19 protein-coding genes and 1 other annotated feature (1 of these 20 running past the window's edge) are annotated in these 20,187 nt (G+C 48.4%); of the genes, 13 read left to right on the top strand and 6 right to left on the bottom strand.

Annotation, left to right across the window (positions count from 1 at the left end; all coding sequences use genetic code 11):
- Window positions 1–170: a binding site (T-box leader), on the bottom strand (it extends 63 nt beyond the left edge of the window).
- Window positions 171–381: 211 nt separating this feature from the next.
- From AC3WU2_RS19905 to AC3WU2_RS19860, 10 genes are all read left to right on the top strand, one after another.
- Window positions 382–1,305 carry an ArsR/SmtB family transcription factor gene (locus tag AC3WU2_RS19905; protein ID WP_492456811.1) on the top strand — a complete coding sequence of 308 codons (924 nt, stop codon included), beginning with the start codon at window positions 382–384 and terminating at the stop codon, window positions 1,303–1,305.
- A 279-nt stretch (window positions 1,306–1,584) separates the two neighbouring features.
- Window positions 1,585–3,318, top strand: coding sequence for an ABC transporter substrate-binding protein (locus tag AC3WU2_RS19900; RefSeq protein WP_492456810.1), 1,734 nt, complete (start codon window positions 1,585–1,587; stop codon window positions 3,316–3,318).
- Between the two features lie 57 nt (window positions 3,319–3,375).
- Window positions 3,376–4,329, top strand: coding sequence for an ABC transporter permease (locus tag AC3WU2_RS19895; protein ID WP_492456954.1), 954 nt, complete (start codon window positions 3,376–3,378; stop codon window positions 4,327–4,329).
- Window positions 4,330–4,347: 18 nt separating this feature from the next.
- A complete protein-coding gene (gene opp4C / locus AC3WU2_RS19890) occupies window positions 4,348–5,268 on the top strand; it encodes an oligopeptide ABC transporter permease (RefSeq protein WP_492456953.1) in 921 nt (306 codons plus the stop codon).
- A gap of 10 nt (window positions 5,269–5,278) precedes the next feature.
- Window positions 5,279–6,262, top strand: coding sequence for an ABC transporter ATP-binding protein (locus tag AC3WU2_RS19885; protein WP_492456809.1), 984 nt, complete (start codon window positions 5,279–5,281; stop codon window positions 6,260–6,262).
- Window positions 6,255–7,223 carry an ABC transporter ATP-binding protein gene (locus AC3WU2_RS19880; RefSeq protein ID WP_492456808.1) on the top strand — a complete coding sequence of 323 codons (969 nt, stop codon included), beginning with the start codon at window positions 6,255–6,257 and terminating at the stop codon, window positions 7,221–7,223. Before AC3WU2_RS19885 ends, AC3WU2_RS19880 begins: the two co-directional genes overlap by 8 nt.
- 208 nt (window positions 7,224–7,431) lie before the next feature.
- Complete coding sequence (locus tag AC3WU2_RS19875; protein WP_018757496.1) at window positions 7,432–8,022, top strand: hypothetical protein; 591 nt, start codon at window positions 7,432–7,434, stop codon at window positions 8,020–8,022.
- A 73-nt stretch (window positions 8,023–8,095) separates the two neighbouring features.
- Complete coding sequence (locus AC3WU2_RS19870; protein WP_492456807.1) at window positions 8,096–8,443, top strand: hypothetical protein; 348 nt, start codon at window positions 8,096–8,098, stop codon at window positions 8,441–8,443.
- A gap of 350 nt (window positions 8,444–8,793) precedes the next feature.
- Entirely contained in the window at window positions 8,794–9,363 is a 570-nt protein-coding gene (locus AC3WU2_RS19865) for a hypothetical protein (RefSeq protein ID WP_492456806.1), read from the top strand.
- Window positions 9,364–9,367: 4 nt separating this feature from the next.
- Complete coding sequence (locus tag AC3WU2_RS19860) at window positions 9,368–10,870, top strand: methyl-accepting chemotaxis protein (RefSeq protein ID WP_492456805.1); 1,503 nt, start codon at window positions 9,368–9,370, stop codon at window positions 10,868–10,870.
- Window positions 10,871–10,973: 103 nt separating this feature from the next.
- Here the strand turns inward: AC3WU2_RS19860 and AC3WU2_RS19855 are convergent, their stop codons facing one another.
- The 4 genes from AC3WU2_RS19855 to AC3WU2_RS19840 form a co-directional block, all read right to left on the bottom strand.
- Window positions 10,974–12,053 carry a M42 family metallopeptidase gene (locus AC3WU2_RS19855; protein WP_314587566.1) on the bottom strand — a complete coding sequence of 360 codons (1,080 nt, stop codon included), beginning with the start codon at window positions 12,051–12,053 and terminating at the stop codon, window positions 10,974–10,976.
- Between the two features lie 267 nt (window positions 12,054–12,320).
- Window positions 12,321–12,794 carry a VOC family protein gene (locus AC3WU2_RS19850; RefSeq protein WP_492456804.1) on the bottom strand — a complete coding sequence of 158 codons (474 nt, stop codon included), beginning with the start codon at window positions 12,792–12,794 and terminating at the stop codon, window positions 12,321–12,323.
- Between the two features lie 15 nt (window positions 12,795–12,809).
- Complete coding sequence (tatC, locus tag AC3WU2_RS19845; RefSeq protein ID WP_492456803.1) at window positions 12,810–13,574, bottom strand: twin-arginine translocase subunit TatC; 765 nt, start codon at window positions 13,572–13,574, stop codon at window positions 12,810–12,812.
- Between the two features lie 20 nt (window positions 13,575–13,594).
- On the bottom strand, window positions 13,595–13,828 hold the full coding sequence (locus AC3WU2_RS19840) for a twin-arginine translocase TatA/TatE family subunit (RefSeq protein WP_018757505.1): 234 nt from the start codon (window positions 13,826–13,828) through the stop codon (window positions 13,595–13,597).
- Window positions 13,829–14,084: 256 nt separating this feature from the next.
- Between AC3WU2_RS19840 and AC3WU2_RS19835 the strand changes: the two genes are divergently transcribed.
- From AC3WU2_RS19835 to AC3WU2_RS19825, 3 genes are read left to right on the top strand one after another with little or no spacing between them, the layout of a single operon-like run.
- The gene (locus AC3WU2_RS19835; RefSeq protein WP_492456802.1) at window positions 14,085–15,089 is read left to right on the top strand and encodes a Gfo/Idh/MocA family protein; all 1,005 of its coding nucleotides are present in this window, start codon (window positions 14,085–14,087) and stop codon (window positions 15,087–15,089) included.
- Window positions 15,090–15,124: 35 nt separating this feature from the next.
- Complete coding sequence (locus tag AC3WU2_RS19830) at window positions 15,125–16,060, top strand: AraC family transcriptional regulator (protein WP_492456801.1); 936 nt, start codon at window positions 15,125–15,127, stop codon at window positions 16,058–16,060.
- A 12-nt stretch (window positions 16,061–16,072) separates the two neighbouring features.
- Window positions 16,073–17,158: a Gfo/Idh/MocA family protein gene (locus AC3WU2_RS19825; RefSeq protein WP_492456800.1), complete on the top strand. Its 1,086-nt coding sequence runs from the start codon at window positions 16,073–16,075 to the stop codon at window positions 17,156–17,158.
- A 314-nt stretch (window positions 17,159–17,472) separates the two neighbouring features.
- Here AC3WU2_RS19825 and AC3WU2_RS19820 read toward each other — a convergent pair whose 3' ends face one another.
- Both AC3WU2_RS19820 and mnmH read right to left on the bottom strand, forming a co-directional pair.
- The gene (locus AC3WU2_RS19820) at window positions 17,473–19,041 is read right to left on the bottom strand and encodes a stalk domain-containing protein (RefSeq protein ID WP_492456799.1); all 1,569 of its coding nucleotides are present in this window, start codon (window positions 19,039–19,041) and stop codon (window positions 17,473–17,475) included.
- Between the two features lie 106 nt (window positions 19,042–19,147).
- Complete coding sequence (gene mnmH / locus AC3WU2_RS19815) at window positions 19,148–20,182, bottom strand: tRNA 2-selenouridine(34) synthase MnmH (RefSeq protein ID WP_492456798.1); 1,035 nt, start codon at window positions 20,180–20,182, stop codon at window positions 19,148–19,150.
- Window positions 20,183–20,187: the final 5 nt, after the last annotated feature.

The following is a 20,187-nucleotide window of genomic DNA, read 5'->3' as shown; positions in this document are numbered from 1 at the left end:
CCTCTAGCCGATAACGGACGGCGCCGAATCTCCATACCACAGCGGCTGCAGCGCGCTGGTTCAGCAGATTTCCTCCCGGGTCCGCTTCATTCATGCTGTCGTACCGGCTCACACTATCCCGGTTCGCTTGGACGCTTCACATGAATTACTCTCCCGATCAACGAAATTGAATATATATTGTCAAACACTATACAAAATCTGTGAAATAAATGCAAGTGGCAGATGACCGGGAACGAGTCTATGTTAGTTCTCGGGGCCCCCACTTTGTGGGGTTATTTTAGGGGTACGCTACAGAACCGCTTGATTATAGATACAGTTTTCTATACATTTAGAAGGTAAAAATATCGATACACGTAAGAGATAGGAAAGGAGCGGAGGTGTGTGGCATTGAATTATCGCTTGTGCGTGAGATTTACGCCGTTGCATGAATTTATTAGCAGTCTGCATACTTATTTATGCCGCAAGTCCTATAAGAAGATTGATCTGTCGATGGAATGGGTCGAGACAACGCAGGAGCGATTAACACCTGAACTCCAAAGGTTGCTGGACAGCACCGAGGTGAACGGTGATTGGAGATTTATCTATTTGCTGGCCATTGTCTGTCCGGACTCGACATCTCCCGAAGAGCTCGTGACGTGGATTGAAGGTCATTCCGTGGGTGAGTTATACGAACTGTTGTCGCAATATGGCAATGATTTTCCAGCTCAGATGGAAGCGTTCCGCACGCATGCAGTTCAATTGTTGACGGCTTGGAATGAAGAGTATTTCCGCCAACTGGACCCGGAGATCCTTCGGTTGCTTCATGCGGAAGTAGCTCGGAGAACGGAGATGTTGACCCAGCTGTCGCCAGAGGATTTCGTTGATGATACGACGAACGGGATGCTGTTCACCCCTATACCGGGGCTTGAAGAATTGATCCTTGTCCCGCAATACCATTTTCAACCTCTGAATCTCATTTGGCACTTTGGTAAAGTAACACTTTGCCACTATGCAGCAAGAGTGTATATGGACCAGCCTGGGGAGCTCTCTCCTCATCATTATCGCGTTCTTCGGACCATTGGTGAGAAGAGCCGAATGAAGATTTTGCGTTATTTGCATCATGGTCCGCAGCCTTTTACCGAGATTGTTCGTCATCTGAAAATTTCCAAAGGGATTACCCACGATCATATTGGGAAACTGCGCAGTGCGGGATTCATTCATGCCCATATCGAAGGGGAAGTTACGACGCATTATAGTCTTCGGCTCAAGGCAGTAAGGCAAATTGACGAGATTCTATACCGCTACATCACTACAATGTCGCAATAATATAGTCAGCGAAATGAACATTGGATCTTTTTAGGAAATATTGTTCTTATATTTCTCGCCTAGACGCTTCCCGTCCTTGAAAGGACGCCGGAGGCGTTTTTTTGTATAGATGACTTCTTGTGAACTCAAAATAAATTCTCTTTATACAAAACTATTTTTAAGTTCTCTATTTACAGAACACATTTTGATTCTTATAATAAAACCAATCAAACTTAATTCACACCTTTCGGGTCGGAATTTAATGTGTAATTCAATTTATTGGAAACGGGGAGACGTGTTATGAGAAAGGGTTTATTTTCAGTACTAACGGTTATCATTAGCGGGGCACTCTTACTGTCGGCTTGCTCTTCACCTGCTTCGACGCCTGTGGCGGATAGCGGCAAGACCGAAGCGGGGGCGACAACTACCGAGCAGACAACAACACCGGCAGCTGGGGGCATCACGAGCTTGGTGAAGGCGACAGATCTAGCGAAGCTTCCGGAGAGTGCAAAGAAACGTACGGATACGATTATCGTCGGCTTAACGGATCCGAGCGGTGCGTTCACGCCGTATTTCCATCAGAGCGGTTATGACGGCAACGTCTCGTCCGTTATCTATTCTTCACTGGTGAAAGTGGATGACAAGGGTCTTCCGATTCCTGGTCTTGCAGAGAGCTGGGACATCTCGGATGATCAATTAACGTATACATACCACTTGCGCAAAGATTTGAAATTCAGCGACGGTTCGCCGCTGACGGCGGAGGATGTTGCATTTACATGGACGATTCTGCATGACAAAGCCTATGACGGCCAATACGATATTCTATCCACGAACGTGAAGGGCGGCAAAGCTTACAAAGAAGGGAAAGCGACCTCCATCGAAGGGATTAAGGTCATCGACCCGCAGACGATTTCGGTAACGCTTGAGAAGGTCAATGCGACAGCCTTGATCGTGCTTGGTTCCGATGTCTTATCCAAAGCTTATTACGGCAAAGACTACAAATTCGGCCAATTGGATTACATTAAGAATTTGCATGCGAACCCGCTCGGCAACGGACCTTACAAGCTGGAGAAGTTCATCCCTGGCCAAGAAGTGCGATTCGTAGCGAATGAATATTACTATGCAGGCAAGCCGAAGACCGAACATTTCATCTACAAGACAACGGAAGGCGATGCGTTCCAGTTCATCGAGACAGGGGAGCAGGACTATGGCAGCTTCTCGGCCACCCAAGACAACATCGAACGTCTGCAGAAGCTTGGCTTCTTGAACTTGGAGCCGTACACGAAGAGCAACTACGGGTACCTGCAGTTCAATTTGGAGCATGAGGCATTGAAAGATAAGCGTGTTCGTCAAGCCTTGACGTACGGACTTGACCGCAAGACGATCTATGTGGATTCGGAACAAGGCGCTGCGACCATCGCGAACATCCCAACGCAACAAAGCTCATGGTCTTATACGGAAGAGGGAATTAACCCGTACAACTATGATCCGGAAAAAGCGAAGCAATTGCTGGATGAAGCAGGCTGGAAGGAAGGCAAGGACGGTATCCGTGAGAAAGACGGCAAGAAGCTGAGTGTTCACTTCATCGGCTCCAAGAAGAAAGGAACGGACATCTTCATCGCGGTAGCCAAAGAAAACTATGCAGCGATTGGCGTACAGCTGGAAGCTGAACAATTCGCAGACTTCAATGCACAGATTGCGAAGTTCGAGAGCGGTGACTATGATCTTGTTTCCTTCTCAACATCAATCTTAGGAGATCCTTCGGATGGTGTCCTCTCCTTCGTCGACGGCGAAGTGAAAGGGTATGATAATCCGAAAGTGAAGGAGCTCTATGCGAAAGGTCTGGCAACGACGGATATCGAAGAGCGTAAAGCGATCTATAAAGAGCTGTATCAAGTGATCAACGATGATGCCCCGTATATTTTCACAAGCTATAGCAAATTGATCCTGGCATACAACGGCCGTATTGAGAATATCAAAATCAATCCATCGCAAGGCATCTCAGCGAGCTTGCCGGAGTGGACTTTGAAATAATACTACCTTTCCGTCCCTTGTCGTGCAGACAGGGGATGGACTATGAAGGAGCCAAATATGAGCACGTATCTAACAAAACGCCTGATCTATATGGTATTGATATTACTCGGCGCTTCGATGCTGATTTTCTGCTTATATGCGCTGACGCCTGGGGACTTCGTATCCAGCAATATGAAGCTGACGGCGGAACGGAAGGCGGAGCTTCGAGAGATCTATGGCTTGAACAAGCCGCTGATTGATCGTTACCTTCTCTGGATGAAGAATGCGCTGCATGGCGATTTCGGCTATTCGCTTGCACAGCAGAAGCCGGTACTGACGCTGTTCAATGAATATATCTGGAATTCATTCCTGCTCGCGATTACTTCGACTTTCTTGACTTGGCTGCTCGCCGTCATTATTGGGGTAATCTCGGCCTATCGGCAGTACTCTTGGTTCGATACGCTTGTCATGATCGGGATCTTCGCGGCGATGTCGATTCCGTCGTTCTTCATCGGACTATTCCTGATCAAGACGCTGGCTGTGGATCTGAAGTGGCTGCCTCCGGGTGGCATGATGACAACAGGCAGCAATGCGACGGGGATGGCTTATATCAAGGAGGTTATCAATCATATGGCGCTGCCGGTGATCGTGATGACGCTGCTTGGTGTCGGGTCGTTAACCCGGTATTTCCGCAGCAATATGATTGACGTTATCAAACAGGACTACATCCGTACGGCCCGTGCCAAAGGGATGATGGAAAAGACGGTATTATTCCGTCATGCGCTGCGCAATGCGTTATTACCTGCGATTACGCTCGTCGGCTTCGAGCTGCCTGGGCTTTTTGGCGGTTCGCTCATCATCGAGAAAATATTCAATTGGCCGGGGATCGGCCAGCTATACATGCAATCTTTTGGTGCAAGGGATTATCCGCTGCTCATGGGATTTACGATGTTCATCGCCATTCTCACGGTCATCGGTACGCTCGTATCTGACATTCTATATAACGTCGCGGATCCGCGCGTGAAATTGTGAGGGGGGGAGCATATGTCGATGGTTCAAGGTCAAGTCGTCAGAGGTCGTAGCAGCAAGCTCCCCGTAGCGAGAACCTCGCTATGGATTCAGTCCATGCGGAAATTGCGAAAAAATAAATTAGCCGTATCCGGTTTTATTTTCATTGTGTTTATGTTCACCGCCTGCTTCATTGGGCCGTTCTTCTCGCCTTATACGGACGGCAAAGTGAATGTAACGGCGATGAATCATGCGCCAAATCTTAAGCATTGGTTAGGGACAGATATGCTAGGTCGCGATGTCCTGACACGCTTGCTCCAAGCCGGTCGGATCTCGCTGACCGTCGGTCTTGCCTCCATGCTGCTATCGGTCTTTATCGGCAGCTTGCTCGGTGCGATCGCGGGTTACTATCGCGGCATCGTGGATCAAGTGATCATGCGAGTCGCTGATCTATTGCTCTCCATCCCGAGTCTCCCGATCTTGTTCATCTTAGGGGCCTTGTTATCCGAGTGGAAGATTCCGACGGATTACCGGATGTATATTGTCATGATGATGCTGAGTTTCGTTGGTTGGCCGGGTCTTGCCAGACTTGTCCGCGGGCAGATGCTGAGTCTTCGTGAACGTGAGTTCATGCATGCGGCTGTTGTCCTTGGTCTAAGGGATCGGCGCAAATTGTTCAATCATCTGCTTCCGAACTTATTCCCTCTCTTAATTGTCGTAGCAACACTCAATATCGGTGGAGCGATTCTATCGGAGTCGGTTCTGAGCTATTTCGGTCTCGGTGTCATGCCGCCTACCGCCACATGGGGGAATATGATTGATGCGGCGAATAGCATCATTGACTTCGAGAAGCATCCGTGGCTCTGGATTCCGCCAGGTTTTGCGATTTTCTCGACGGTAATCGCCATTAATATATTCGGTGACGGGCTTCGGGACGTGCTGGATCCCAAACAAAAGAAGTAGGTGAATGAGGATGAAGAACACATTAGAAATCGACCATTTAAGTACGTATTTCTATACCGAGGATGGTACGGTCAAGGCGATTGACGATATAAGCCTGCGTGTGCGAGAAGGGGAGACCATCTGCATCGTCGGCGAATCAGGCTGTGGCAAGAGCATGACAGCGATGTCTATTATGGGATTAATTGAGGGGCCGTCAGGGAAAGTTGTGAATGGTCGGATTGGATTCGAAGGGGAAGATTTGCTGAAGATGAGCAAAAATGAACTTCGAACGATTCGTGGTCATGAAATCGCAATGATCTTCCAAGAACCGATGTCCTCGCTCAATCCAGTGCTTCCGATTGGCCAACAGATCACGGAGCCGCTGATGGAGCATCTGAAGCTGAGCAAGAAAGAAGCGCGCAAAAGTGCCATTGAGCTGATTGAACAAGTTGGAATCTCGAGAGCGGAGCAAATTTTTGATTCGTATCCCCATGAATTGAGCGGCGGCATGCTGCAGCGGATTATGATCGCCATTGCGATCTCCTGCAATCCGAAGCTGTTGATTGCCGATGAACCGACGACGGCGCTCGATGTCACGATCCAAGCGCAGATTCTGGATATGCTTCGCGAGATCAAGGCGCATTCGAATATGTCGATCCTGCTCATCACCCATGATCTGGGTGTCGTAGCGGAGATGGCGGACTATGTGATCGTGATGTACTCCGGCAAAATTGTCGAGGAAGGCGAAGTGGTCGAGCTCTTCAACAACCCGAGACATCCATATACGCAAGGCTTATTGAAGTCGAAGCCGATCATCAATCAGCGGCAGGACCAGCTCTATTCGATTCCAGGACAAGTTCCGAACCCATTGTCTCTGACGGAATCTTGTTATTTCCATGATCGCTGTGACGAGTGCATGTCGATATGTCAGTCGAAGCAGCCGCAATTAAAAGACATCGCAGACCGCCAGAAGGTGGCATGTTGGTTATACGAGGAGGCGGCCGTTCGTGTCTGAACCTATCGTTGAAGTAAAGAATTTGAAGAAGTATTTTCCGATTACTGGCGGGTTGTTGAATCGTACGATTGGTCATGTGAAGGCTGTCGATGATATCAGCTTGTCGATCCGAGCAGGCGAGACGTTCGGCCTCGTCGGGGAGTCGAGCAGTGGGAAGAGCACGGTAGGACGCACCATTCTGCGCCTAACAGACAAGACCTCCGGTGAAGTTCTGTTCAAGGGGATTGATCTTCACACGCTCCCTCCGAAGGAGCTGCGGAAGCTTCGTCCACAAATGCAATTAATCTTCCAAGATCCTTATAGCTCGCTTAATCCGCGTGTCCGCGTAGGGGATGCGATTGGAGAGGCATTACTCGATCACGGTATATTGCAGAAAGGCGAAGTCCGGGACCGTGTGGAGGAAGTGCTGGCAGCCTGTGGCTTGTCATCCTATCATTATGATCGGTTCCCGCATGAGTTCTCCGGCGGACAACGGCAGCGTATCGGTATCGCACGTGCGCTTGTCCTCGATCCTGCTTTGATTATTGCAGACGAACCGGTCTCGGCACTTGATGTATCCATCCAAGCGCAGATTATTAACTTGTTCCGCGGCCTTCAAGAATCGCAAGGTCTTACGTACTTGTTCATCTCGCATGATCTAAGCGTGGTCGAACATTTATGCACGCGAATTGGCGTGATGTATTTGGGCTCGATGATGGAGACGGCTCCGCGCGACGAGTTGTTCCGTAATCCGCTGCATCCGTATACGAAGGCGCTGCTCTCTGCGGTGCCGATTCCGATTCCGAAGCTGAAGCGGGATCGTATCGTGCTCAAAGGGGATATTCCTAGCCCGGCGAATCCGCCGTCAGGCTGCAAGTTCCATACGCGCTGTCCTTTTGCAACGGATATTTGTAAAACAGAAGTTCCGCAATTCCGTCATGTCGGCAGCGACCATTATGTCGCGTGCCATTTGGTGAATTAATGAAGAATCGTTCTAAGAGAGGTATCTCTTGCCTCGAGCCTTTTCCCGAATTAGAAGGAATTGATCTACAGAAGTTATGGCAATAAATTAAATTGTCGAATTCGCTTAAATTTGGAAATCACAAACATAAATGCAACAAAATCATAATAAACACCTATCTTACATCTTCCATTTCCTGTATATTTATACGTAGGGAGTGGGTAAAAAGATGGACTTTCTTGTAGAACGCCAAGCATTCGATTCCTCAACGGATGAAAGCTTGGTATGGGTATGTTTTAAGCCGATCATCGCGACCTACAAAGAGTTGATGCAGAAGAATGAAGAGATGGGCGGAGACGGCGTATTAGCCAAAGTTCAATTCTATAAACAGTTGACCCCGGGTCAACAAGCGTTATTTATGTATTGTTCCTATCATCACCATGCCATACAATCCCAAGCCGAGTTCTACTGGTGGAGTGCGTATTTTTTTGCGCAGCCGATGTTCTGGTCGAGTCTGAAGAAGGCTGTTCAGTATTTTGGGGAAATTACAATGCTGAGACTGCTCGAGGAAGTAGAGAAGGTATTTACTTCTAGACACGATACCCGGGACATTGACCAAATCCATCATATATATCACGATCTAGATGAGGATAAGCAAATGTTCGCTGCGATCTCACCGCTGGATCAAATGTTCCGTCAGTTCGGACCTGCCACATTACAGCGGATTGGCGCTTATATTCGGTGTTATCCGGCAGAATTTGTCCAATGCATAGACGAGGAAACAACGAGTAGTGAGATGGAATCATTACGAATGTTCTGAAGCTTCCCCCGTATAATGAGTAAAGGAAGTTCTTGCGAACATCTGCCATCAAGGATAGAAGGATGTGGTGAGCATGATATCGAGAATGATGCGAATGCGGGCGCAATCGAAGTATTCGGCAGCTTCAGTCCTATCTCTACTAGGCGTCATTGTGCTGCATACGGTGCACTGGCTCTCGGCCCCCATGCTGATGAGTACCATGGCGACGATGCATCATCATGACATGGCTGCGGGTTCGTCGACGTTCATGAATGTGTTCATGATTCTGGTCATCGTATTGAATGTGGTGGGTACTCTCTTTGCGGTTCGACAGTTGATCTATGCGGTGAAGCATCGGATGGAGGGGCTGCACACGGTTTTATGCAGCATTTCGTCTGTCTTGGTGATCGGACTCAGCGTGTATTTCACTTTGATGTTGTAAGCGATACTGTTTACGTTGTTCAGTACCAATGAACCCCGTAGTTCGTGGCAAAGGGTCATCCCTTTATCGCGTGATGCGGGGTTGTTTGTTTTAGCGGGATATGGTTTTTTTACAAAAATGTTAAATGGTACCGCTCTGTAATGTTCAATGAAATGGTTAGTTTTGCCGATAAATGATAACAAGTGATAAAAAAAGATCATCAATTCTATTGACCATTTTAAAATAAGACTATTCCTAGGTATTTAGTAGGAAAAATTGGCGCTTGTATGGTTCTTTTCCCAATATATCAGTAAAATAAGGGTAGGAACACACAAAAATAACCAATTTATTTAAAAATGGGAAGGGGTTGTATGATGTATACCGTTGTTCAGAATCATTCGCAACTGTTGGAGTTTCATCGCATTTGGACAGAGGTATGGCGTGAAAAAGGGTTTGAACTTGAATATGGGCAAGAAGTCCTGGATCGGCTGATCGTAAGCGATGAAGAAGGGGTGTATGTAGGTACTTTCGAAATTAAACCTTATCACGCTGAAAAGAGCAATCCCATTCACCAAATTGCGCCATTTCATGAGCAGCCAGAATTGATAGAACCTTCTGCGCGTGTCGCAGAAGTGGACAAAGTAGCTCTATTAAAACAATATCGGGGACCGAACATCTCGCGTTTGCTGTCGGCGATGGTGCATTATGCGGACAAGCATCATTTGAATTATTTTATTTGTTTGCTAGAGCCGGTATTTGCCCGTGCGCTTCGGGTATCGTTCCACGTGCCAACAACTCAGATTGCGAGTCGAACTGCTTATAAAGGAGATGATGTCATACCTACGATTATTCACGTGGGTGAAGTTCGCGAGAATAAATCCGATTTTGAATGGTTACTGCCGGATCCCCAAGAGGTAGAGGGGGTATCGATAGTAGGATAAATTAATGAATAGGAAGTGGAGAGGTTTGAATGAGCGGAATATTCTAGACAAGAGAAACCGATTGTTTGTCAAAATAATATGGGCGATGATTGTGTTAGGAACCGTAACGAATCTTGCAGCAGGGGCTCAGGCCGAGCTGATATACACGCTAGTCATTGGTGGATCGGTAGGCTGCGGGATTGCAACATTTTTGACGTATAAGCGTCTTGCAGTCCAATACATTATGTATTTCGTTCCCGTTATTATGACAGGACTTATTCTATTGCTGATGCTCTCTGACCCGAACCCAATCTTTAGTACATACCTCCTTGTGTATGTGAATATGGGTATCATGACGCTTTATTCGAACTTCCGTCCCGTGCTGTTGACCGGTGTACTTAGTATTGCTACAACGATCTATGTGTACAATCATCCGGTTTTGCATAATGCATTATTCACGAAGGAGCCACTTCTTTATTTGTTATTGTATGTGGTATTGGCGACCATTGCCTTGTGCGCATCAGCTATATTCATCGAGAAGCTGCAGCGGCAAGTGCTGGAGCATAGCGAAGCAGCGCTGCAATCCAAAGCGCAAACAGAGAAGCTGCTAACTGAGATTCGTGAATCCGTCACGATGTTGAATGAATTTAGCATAGAGCAGAAGGAACGCGTAGTGACGACGAGCAGCATTTCCCGCGAAGTCGTGGGAACCTTTGCTCAGATCGCAAGCTCGATTGAGCAGCAGACGAGTAATCTACATCAAATGAATGCTTCGGTTCAAGCCGTGGAGCGTTCGTTGCGACATGTCGGCGAGGGCAGCGGGCAGTTGGATGAAGTTGCGACGGAGACGCTGAATCTGGTGACGCAAGGGAATACCCAAATATCAACACTCGTCCAAGAGATTGGACATGTCCAGTCCATGATCCGTGAAACGGTTCAATTGATGAATAGACTTACGGCGCAGACGGATCAAGTGGGAAGCATCGTGCAGACCATCAGTGAGATATCTGCTCAGACCAATTTATTGTCATTGAACGCGGCGATTGAAGCGGCTCGCGCAGGTGAGCACGGATCGGGTTTTGCTGTTGTTGCGAATGAAGTGCGTAAGCTCGCTGATCATTCTCAGCGTGCGGCGCAGGATATAGCCTCCATCCTTGAAAGTATTCAGAGCCAGATTACAGATGCAGCCCACCTGATTGATCAAGGCGAAGGCGCTGTAACATCAAGTGTCGAAGCAACGAATATCGTAGAAGGCATCGTGCGGTTGATTATGGGGAATACGGATCAAGTCAACAGCCAAGCAGAGCTTATGCGCACTGCCGTAGCTGATCTGGAGCAGCAGTATGGTACGATGGCCCAAGGTATGATCTCCATTGCTACAAGTACGGAACAGCATATGATGTCGATTGAAGAAGTGACAGCGAGCATGGAACATCAGGATGGGCAAATTGAAGCGCTCGTTCAAGGATATGATCGTCTGGATCAACGCGTATCCAGTCTGAAACAATTGGCAGAGCATCAAGCCTAACGGATTCATTAAGAATATATAGCAAAACCCCACTGTCTGGGAAAGGTTTTCATTACCTTCTCTCAGAGCAGTGGGGTTTTCTTGGATTTGTGAATCAGTCGGACTAGCTATTCTCCACAATCGTATTGTACGTTGTACGATCGGTATGTTTCACGAGTTGGATGAGCAATTCTTTGGCTGCATCGATATCATCGGTATGTACAATCGAAGCAGGGGTATGGATATAACGGCCAACCACCCCGATAATCGTCGAAGGTACGCCGATGCCGCTCATATGAATTTGACCTGCATCGGTACCGCCAGGCGATACGAAGTATTGGTAAGGAATTTTGTGCGTATCCGCAATATCCTGTACGAATTCGATGAGACCGCGATGCGTAATCATCGTCGGGTCGAAGATACGCAGCAAAGCGCCTTTGCCCAAATGACCGAAAGAATTGCGATCGCCTGTCATGTCGTTGGCTGCGCTGCAATCCAGTCCATAGAAAATATCCGGTTGAATCAGATTCGCAGCTGTGCGCGCACCGCGAAGTCCCACTTCTTCTTGAACCGTTGCACCCGCGAACAGGATATTCGGCAGCTGCACTTTCTCGTTATGTAATTCCTTCATTAGTTCAATCGCAAGCCCTACACCATAACGGTTATCCCAAGCTTTGGCCATGATCTTCTTCGGATTGAGCATCGGTGTAAATTCGCAGACTGGCACAATTTGTTGGCCTGGACGAATACCTGCTGCTTCCGCATCTTCACGGCTGTCTGCACCGACATCGATGTACATGACTTTCGGATCGACCGGCTTGTTCGCCGTTGCTTCATCCAAGAGATGCTTCGGAATGGAACCCACAACACCACGGATCGGGCCGTTCGGTGTGATGACATCGACTTGCTGTGCGAGGATGACTTGTCCCCACCAGCCGCCGAGGGTCGTAAATTTGATCATCCCGGTATCGGTAATTTGCGTAGACATGAAGCCGACTTCATCCAAATGTCCTGTCACCATGACGCGAGGTCCTTCTTCGTTCCCACGCATGACACCGAACACGCCGCCGAGCGCATCATGGATGATTTCATCGGTGTATTTCGAGATTTCGCTTTTGACGAGTGCACGAAGCCCACGTTCAAAGCCGGATGCGGCAGGGAACTCCGTTAATTTGCGGAACAGATCCAACGTTTCTTGTTGCATGCTTATATACTCCTTTTATGAAAAAATTCAAGCCTGTTGAGGCTTCCAAATTAATCTACCTACAGTATGAACTTCTTGCGATTAGGAAGCAAGTTCGGTGCTGCATTGATCCTGCTCATCGCAAATTTCTCCACTTCTGTTGGAAAAATATACAAAATGACGAGACTATCATATCACGATTGAATCGTAGGGGAAACCATACAAATAGCGGTGAAGCACCATACAACTTGCAGGTCCTTCACCGCTATTCGAGGCATTGCTATCCATTTAGGATTGTTGTACCGTTCGCAATTTTTCTTCCCATTCTTCGATGGTAAGCAGCATGGTGATCTCCCGTAATGAAACAGGGACATCAATGTTCGCCATGAGCTCCAGACTGTTGCCGTCGGGATCATCGAAGTAAATCGAGGCATTCGCCTGACTCGGACGAACGACGGGGTCGCCTGTTGCTTGTCCCGGGAAAATGACGGGCTCAATCTGCATGGATCGAAGCCATGCCGCAGCATGCCGAAGATCCTCATAAGTCGTTGTAAAGGCAATGTGACGCAGTGATGCATGGTAAGGCGTGTTGACCTGCTCTCCTTCCCATAAACCGAGCCAACTCTTGCCTTTTTCTATCCATAAGAATGCGGTATGTTCGCCCTGCCATCTGGCGAAGGTTAATCCAAGCCGTTCATAGAATGGGATAGAGACCGCTAGACTGCGCACCGGCAAGTGGGTCTCGTATAAGCCTCGAATCATAGAATCTGCGTCCTCCTAAGCGATATGCTGTTCATCGGCATCCGTTTCAAGTTGTTGATCGGCGGTGAGCTGCTTACGGTACACGATGCTGGATACACCGACACTAATCTCATATAGGATGAGCAGTGGAATGGCTACCATCAGGTGAGAGATCAGCTCTGGAGGTGAGATCATGGTCGCAACGATGACGAGAATGAAGTAGGCATATCTTCTGAACTTGTGCAATTTCTTCGGGTTCAGGATGCGCAGCTTTGTCAGGAACATGACAAGGACAGGCAGCTCGAACGCTAGGGACACCGGGATAACCAGGCTGAACATGAATCCAAAGTATTGCGACACGCCGTACGTCGGAATCAGATGCATGCTTACAGTCATCCGGGTCGTGAACTTGAACGCCATCGGGAAGACGACGAAGTAGGCGAAAGCAAGTCCGACGATCAACATGAGACAGACGAACGGGATGTATCGTAAGGTCGCCTGCTGCTCCTTCTTCCGCAGTCCTGGCTTCACGAATTTCCAGAGCTGGAATAGGGTGAACGGCAGGGTAATGACGCAGGCGAATAGGATCGTCACATTCATATAGACCTTAATGGCATCCCACGGTGAAAAAGCATTCCATTCGAACGTCGATCCTGGCGGAACGCTTCTGAGATAAGCAATCAATTGCTGGGAAATAAAAAGGCCAATAATGGCCGTCAGGAAAAGTACTGCGATGATCCATATCAACCGTCTGCGTAGATCACCAATATGTTGTAAGATGGCTTGTAGTTTCTCGGGCATCCTTATCACCTAGCCGCAGCTTATTGCTGCGTGTTTTTGTCTTTTTCTTCGGATTCGGACCGCAGCGCAGCAGGAGAAGATGTTTCTTTCTTCGCAGGTTCGGTGTCTGACATTAAACCGCTCGTCGCATTTTTGAATTCGCGCAGCGTTCTGCCTGCGGCACGGCCGAGTTCGGGTAATTTGCTAGGACCGAATATGATAAGCGCTAAAATAACGATCATGATAAAACCGCTCGCTCCGATGTTGCTGAACATGGTATACGCCTCCTAATAATTTAAGCTCGTTCAATTTGGACTCATTACCAATTATAAACGGAATCTAGGCATATGACCAATATCTTTTCCATGAAATTCATCACTTGGATTTGATAGATATATAGAATTGCGACTTTTTGAATTTATGTCGCGAATTTTAAGTTATCTGTCGTGTAAACATAGTGAAATAAGCTAAAATGATATGATAGATTATGTTCATGATGTCCTAATATTAAATACAGAGGTGAGCTTAAGAATGATTAGAATCGGAAAAATTAGTTATTGGCACGTACACGCATGGGATTACACGAAGCAAGCACAGGAACATCCGGAAGCGGAGATCGTTGCGGTATGGGATGAGAACCCAACGCGTGGTCAAGAAGCGGCAGACAAACAAGGGGCACAGTTCCATGCCTCACTCGACGAAATGCTGCAGCGGGATGATATTGATGGCGTGATTGTGGATGCGCCTACATCGATGCACCGTGACGTCATACTTGCTGCGGCACGTGCGGGCAAACATATTTTCACCGAGAAAGTTCTAGCTCCAACGCTTCATGAAGTGAATGAAATTCTAAGCGCGGTGAAGGAGCACCATGTCAAATTGACGGTGTCTTTGCCAAGATTAAATGATAACTATACCCTTGCCATTCGTGACATCTTAGATCAAGGATTGCTCGGCAAAGTAACGCTCGTTCGCGTACGCCTCTCCCACAATGGTGCAACGGCAGGTTGGCTGCCAGAGCATTTCTATGGTCTGGAAGAATGTCTGGGCGGCGCATTGATCGACCTTGGCTGCCATCCGATGTATTTGACACGCGTATTCCTCGGGGAAGAGCCAGTGGGCGTACAGGCGCAATTCGGTTATGTAACAGGCAAAGAAGTGGAAGATAACGCCGTTGCAACACTATCGACGACATCAGGTGCTGTTGGGATTGTGGAAGCCGGGTTCGTTAACAACTTCTCTCCATTTACTATTGAGGTACATGGCACGGAAGGTACGCTCTTATTCGGTACGCCGGATGAGAAATTGCTGCTTCGTACATCGAACCCAGCGAAAGAAGCCGCTAACGCATGGGTAGAACAGCAGTTGCCTGCGAAGCGTGAGAGCGCATTCGAGCAATGGATTAACCATATTAAGAATGATACAACAGCAGATGAGAATATCGCGATTGCGGTGGAATTGACGAAATTAATGGAGGCAGCGAATCAATCGGCACGCGAGCAGCGTAGTATTCGATTGGATGAGCTTCAAGCCTAAAATATTATAAGGTTATGTTATGAGAGGTGTATGGAATGAGCAGTTTTCCTTATGAAGTGATGCGAGATCGCCAAGATGCGCTGGAAAGGCTCGATTTGAGCATTACATGGGGCAATTATGAAATTCGCGTTCTCCGGTTCCATCTCACATCTTTTGCACCAGGGAAGATCGTGTCGTTCCATAAGCATGCGGAATTTGAATTTCACTTCATCCCTCGCGGCAAAGGGAGTGTGATCCTGGTTGATGAGCCGTACACGCTTCGCGAAGGCATGTTCTATCTGACGGGGCCGGATGTGCTGCACTATCAAGAGGCGGATCCCCGTGAATCCATGGAAGAGTTATGTCTCCATGTGGATATTGTTGAGCGGGATGAGGATTCTCTGCTTGCAGATTCCCTAATCAATCCGTGGGAAGTGGATGAAGCACGCGATTGTGTGGAGAAGCTGAGGCTGCTTCCGCTGAAGCCGACGATGGATATTTACCGGGCGATGCCATACTTCCTAGATGCCTATCAAGCGACGGCACAGCGGTATAACGGCGTATATACGACGATTAAGCAATGTATTGTCCAAATCTTGCTGCGTGCAGTCCGTGCTTATTATTCGGAACCGAATGAAGCCGAACTGCCGTTCCGTGATATGAAGGCGTATCGATATCAATTGGCGCTGGAGTATATTCAGACGAATTCGACAGGCCAATTGGTACTGAGCGATGTCGCAGATAAGCTTCATATCAGTTCGCGGCAGCTGCAGCGCATCTTGAAGGAGCAGGGGGATGGACGTTCCTTCAGTGAAATCGTAGAGGATGTGCGACTAAATGCGGTATGTCGGCGATTGGTTGAGTCCACGATGCCGATTGAAGATATTGCGCTTAAAGAGGGTTTCTCGAACGGAAGCTACCTGCATACGGTATTCCGGAAACGGTATGCGATGACGCCATCGCTATATCGAAGAATGAATGCGAGGGGATAGGTGACAATGGCCATGGGAAGAGCAATTCGGATTGGGATTATTGGAAGCGGCGGTATTGCTGGCGGCCATGTTGAGGCCTATAAACGAATGGAAGACGTTGAAGTCGTCGCGGTGGCAGACATTATGCCGGGCCGTGCGGAGCAGTTCATCCAGCGATGGGGGCTGCAGGGCGCCGCAGCTTATGAAGATCACCGCCGCCTGCTGGAGCTGGATTTGGACGGCGTAAGTATCTGCACACCGAATGTGGCACATTACCAGACGACGATTGACGCGTTAAATGCAGGTAAACATGTGATGTTGGAGAAGCCGATGTCGGTTACGCTCGAAGAAGCGGTCGATATGGTCCAGGTGGCGAAAAAGACTGGCTTCATGCTCAATGTGGGGTTCCAGCCGCGTTATGACCCGAATATGAGCACGATTAAAAAAATGGTTGAGTCCGGTCAACTAGGAAAAGTCTACTACGTGGAAACCGGAGGCGGCCGCCGCCGCGGCATGCCGGGTGGATCGTTCATCCGTCAGGAGATTGCAGGGGCTGGCGCTATGGCGGATATTGGCTGCTACTCGCTTGACTTGGCGTTGAACACACTCGGGTATCCGAAGCCTCTGACGGTCTCGGCGTACACGTCGAACTATTTCGGCACGAATCCGAAATACCATGGGGAAGCGTCGAAGTTCGATGTGGAAGATTTCGGGGTTGCTATCGTGCGCTTCGAAGGCGATTTGGTGTTGAACTTCAAGACCTCTTGGGCGATGCATATGGACACGCTCGGTGCGACGATGTTCCTCGGGACGGATGCAGGGATGAAGGTAACGCCTGCTGGGAAAGGTCCATGGAGCGGCGTATGGGATGGCAGCGTCGGTTCGATTTCGCTATTCCATGATATCCATGGTCATCATACTGAGAGCGCGATCCCGATCGTAGAGCACAAGCTCAATGTTTTCGAGGAGAAGGTGAAGGATTTCGTTCGCGCCGTTCGTGCCGGGGAGCCTGCGCCGATTCCGGGTGAGCAGATTCTACGGAATCAAGCGATTCTGGATGGTATCTTGCGTTCTTCGCAATTGAAGCGGGAAGTGGAGATTGTGATTCCGGAGATTTAGAGTGTATAGAACCGTTCTTTTGACAGAGGTGCGTTATGGGCCGAAGGTTGAAAGAACGGTTTTCTTTTTTTTGTGGGATGGTATAGGTAGGCGCGCGCAAAAAAAAAGCAGTTAAATCGCTCGAAGTGGCATCGCACGCGCAAATAACTGCCAAAAAGCAGTTAAATCGCTCGATGTAGCGCCGCGCGGTGCAAATAACTGCCAAAAAGCAGTTATTTCACTTCCCATATCACTTGTACTGGCATAGCAAGGGGGATTTACAATGAACGCCCGCTCTTCGGCGTTCAACCGGGGAGTGGGCGTTATTCATTGTGCTAAGAAATTTTTATACTCGTGAGGATTTCGTTGAACTCAGCGTTGGCTTGTTTGCTGACCTGCGGTGGAGTCGTTAGCAATAGGGTATAGAATTCATTGTTTTGCTCGAAAAGGATCATTCGATATTCAATGGTTTTATTTTTGATGATTAAGCTGTAGTTCAACTGCTTCGCATCGATTTTCCCAACTTTTACGGATTGCTCCGTCATTTTCATCCCATATCTATCTGTGAGATCTTTTTTGGCGAAGCTAACATATTCGTCGAAGCTCATATCTAAATCGCTCTTGCTATAATGCTGAATAACCATCGTGCTCATCACGGAGGAGAATAAGATCAGCTGGTGATCTCCTGTATTCTCAATAGAAGAAGTCACGTCACTCCAGTTTTGGTAAGCTGTGATTTGGATTTTCTTGTCTTTGGTCGCAAATGGCTGCCTTGTATAAATCGCGGCGGTTTGAACCATCTCCTGCCAGTCCACCTTGGCATCCACAGCTTCGCCAATAAAACGTAACGGAACGTAGGTGCTGCCACCAATTGTCGATGGCGCTGCCGTCAGTTTCATCTGCTTCCCGTTTACTTCTGCCGTGCCGGACCCGACTTTTAGCTTGATAAGCGTATTGGCCTTACTGCCCGTGATGGATTGCGCCTTTGGATCCCAGTCGACTTTAAGTCCCAAGGCTTCGAAAATCGCCCGGAATGGAACCAGCACAGAACCATTCTTCTGGATAGGCGGGGCTTGGAATTTCAATAACTCGTTATTCAACAGAACGGTGATTCCGTCTGGCTCAGAAGGCGGTGTCGATTGCTCATCAGATTGATCATCTGCATCCTCAAGCACTTTCACACCTTTGGCGGTAAGTTCGGCCAGCACTTTTTCTGCATTGGCGTCCAGAGGGTTGTTGCTTAGCGATACCTCTTGAAGCTTCGGTAGGGTCGTTAAGACGCTAATATCTTGGATTTGATTGTTCTCGATGTATAGATGTTCAATATTCGGATGATTTCTAAGCGGTTCAAGCGATTCGATCTGGTTATCGCTGACGATGAGCCAACTCAGTTTGGTTAGCGATTGGATCGGCGACAGATCCTTAATCCGATTATGACCGATTAACAAGTCCGTCAAATTGGTCAATCCTGCTAATGTATCGAGCTTCTCAATTTCATTCGCATCGATCATGAGCTGTTCCAATTGGTGTAACCCTTGCAGCGGTTCCAATTGGCGGATTTGATTGCCACTCAGCGCCAAGAAGGTGACTTTATGTAAGTCCTTCAGCGGGCTGATGTCTTTAATGCCGAGCCCCGGGAGCATGAGGCTCTCTAAATTAACGGCATGCTCGAGCCCTATTAAGCTGCCGACTTTCTTCTCGGGATCTTCGGGATAGAGAGACGTCAGGGACGCCAAATCTTTTTTAGTGATTGCACCAGTCGGCTTCTTGAGCTCAATTCGAATCGCTTGATCCAGATTCTTGTCTGGGATGAGGGATGTCTCTGCCAAAGCGGATGGAATGGAAGCGAAGCTTAAAATGAATACAAGAGCAATGACTAGCTGAAGTTGGATCGGTTTACGCAAAATAGGTTCACTCCTCGAATTGTCGTGTAGACTAAATTCGACATTTGTAAACTATTCCCTTTATATGAAAAAAGACAGCCCCACGGGCTATCTTTTGACAGGTCTATTATGGAGTCTTCACGGGAAGATGGGCCTTCACCGCCTCCATGGCTTCCTCGATCGTATTCACTTCAATGATAATGCGTTCCCCTTCGTATTGGCTCATCGCATGTGCGTATCTTGGATCGTAATAATGTTCCAGCAGCAGCTTCACCGCACGTTCGAATTGTCCGATCAATAGATTGGCTTCGATTTCCTTCGCGATCGGGGTATGGATGCGATTCTTGATATGCTTGAATGCTTGCACCAGTTCATCCTTATGCTGCATCGGCTGATAATCTTCGAGAATATGGCGTACCCGTTCCTCTAGCGGAAGCTCGATGAAGAGCTGGGTGCCGGATTCTTTAGAACGAACGACACAGTCGGGCAGCACGGCCTTACCGACACGTTTGCTCTCGCCTTCCATGAGGACATAAGGCGAACCATGCAGCATGAGTGCTTGCTCGACGAGCAGCGCTTCGAAGGATTTCTGATTGTTCGCATGCAATCCGATATGTCCGAAGATCGAACCGCGATGACCCGCCATCGCTTCCAGGTCCAGCACCGGATATCCCTCGGCTTGGAGACGGCGCAGAATCAACGTTTTGCCAGTGCCGGTATTGCCGTTAATGACATATCCAGCCGGCGGCAGTTCCAACCCGTCAAGTGTAGCGACGACCCATTGCCGATAGGCTCGAACCCCGCCCATGAGGCGAGAAGCTTTGATGCCCATCAGGTCGAGCACCGTCGCTGTCGTCTTGCTTCGCATGCCGCCCCGCCAACAGAAGACGGCCTTCGGACCTTGGATTTGGGCGAAAGTCTTGATGAAGGTAGGCAGCTTGGCGGAGACAATTTCGAGTCCTCGGCCCTTAGCTGCTTCGACGCTGACTTGCTTATAAATCGTACCGATCTCAGCGCGCTCGGCATCATCGAAGATCGGGATGTTCAGACTGCCTGGAATGGTGTTCTCTTGATATTCGGAAGGCGAACGGACATCAATTAACGTCAGCTCTCCGGATGATCTACGTGTTAATAATTGTTCAATGGTGATATCTTGGAACACGGTTG

It is taken from the genome of Paenibacillus sp. EB106-05-06-XG162, from assembly GCF_058791655.1.
Note: the sequence above shows the minus strand (reverse complement) of the source record. Positions and strands in the feature narration are given on the sequence as shown.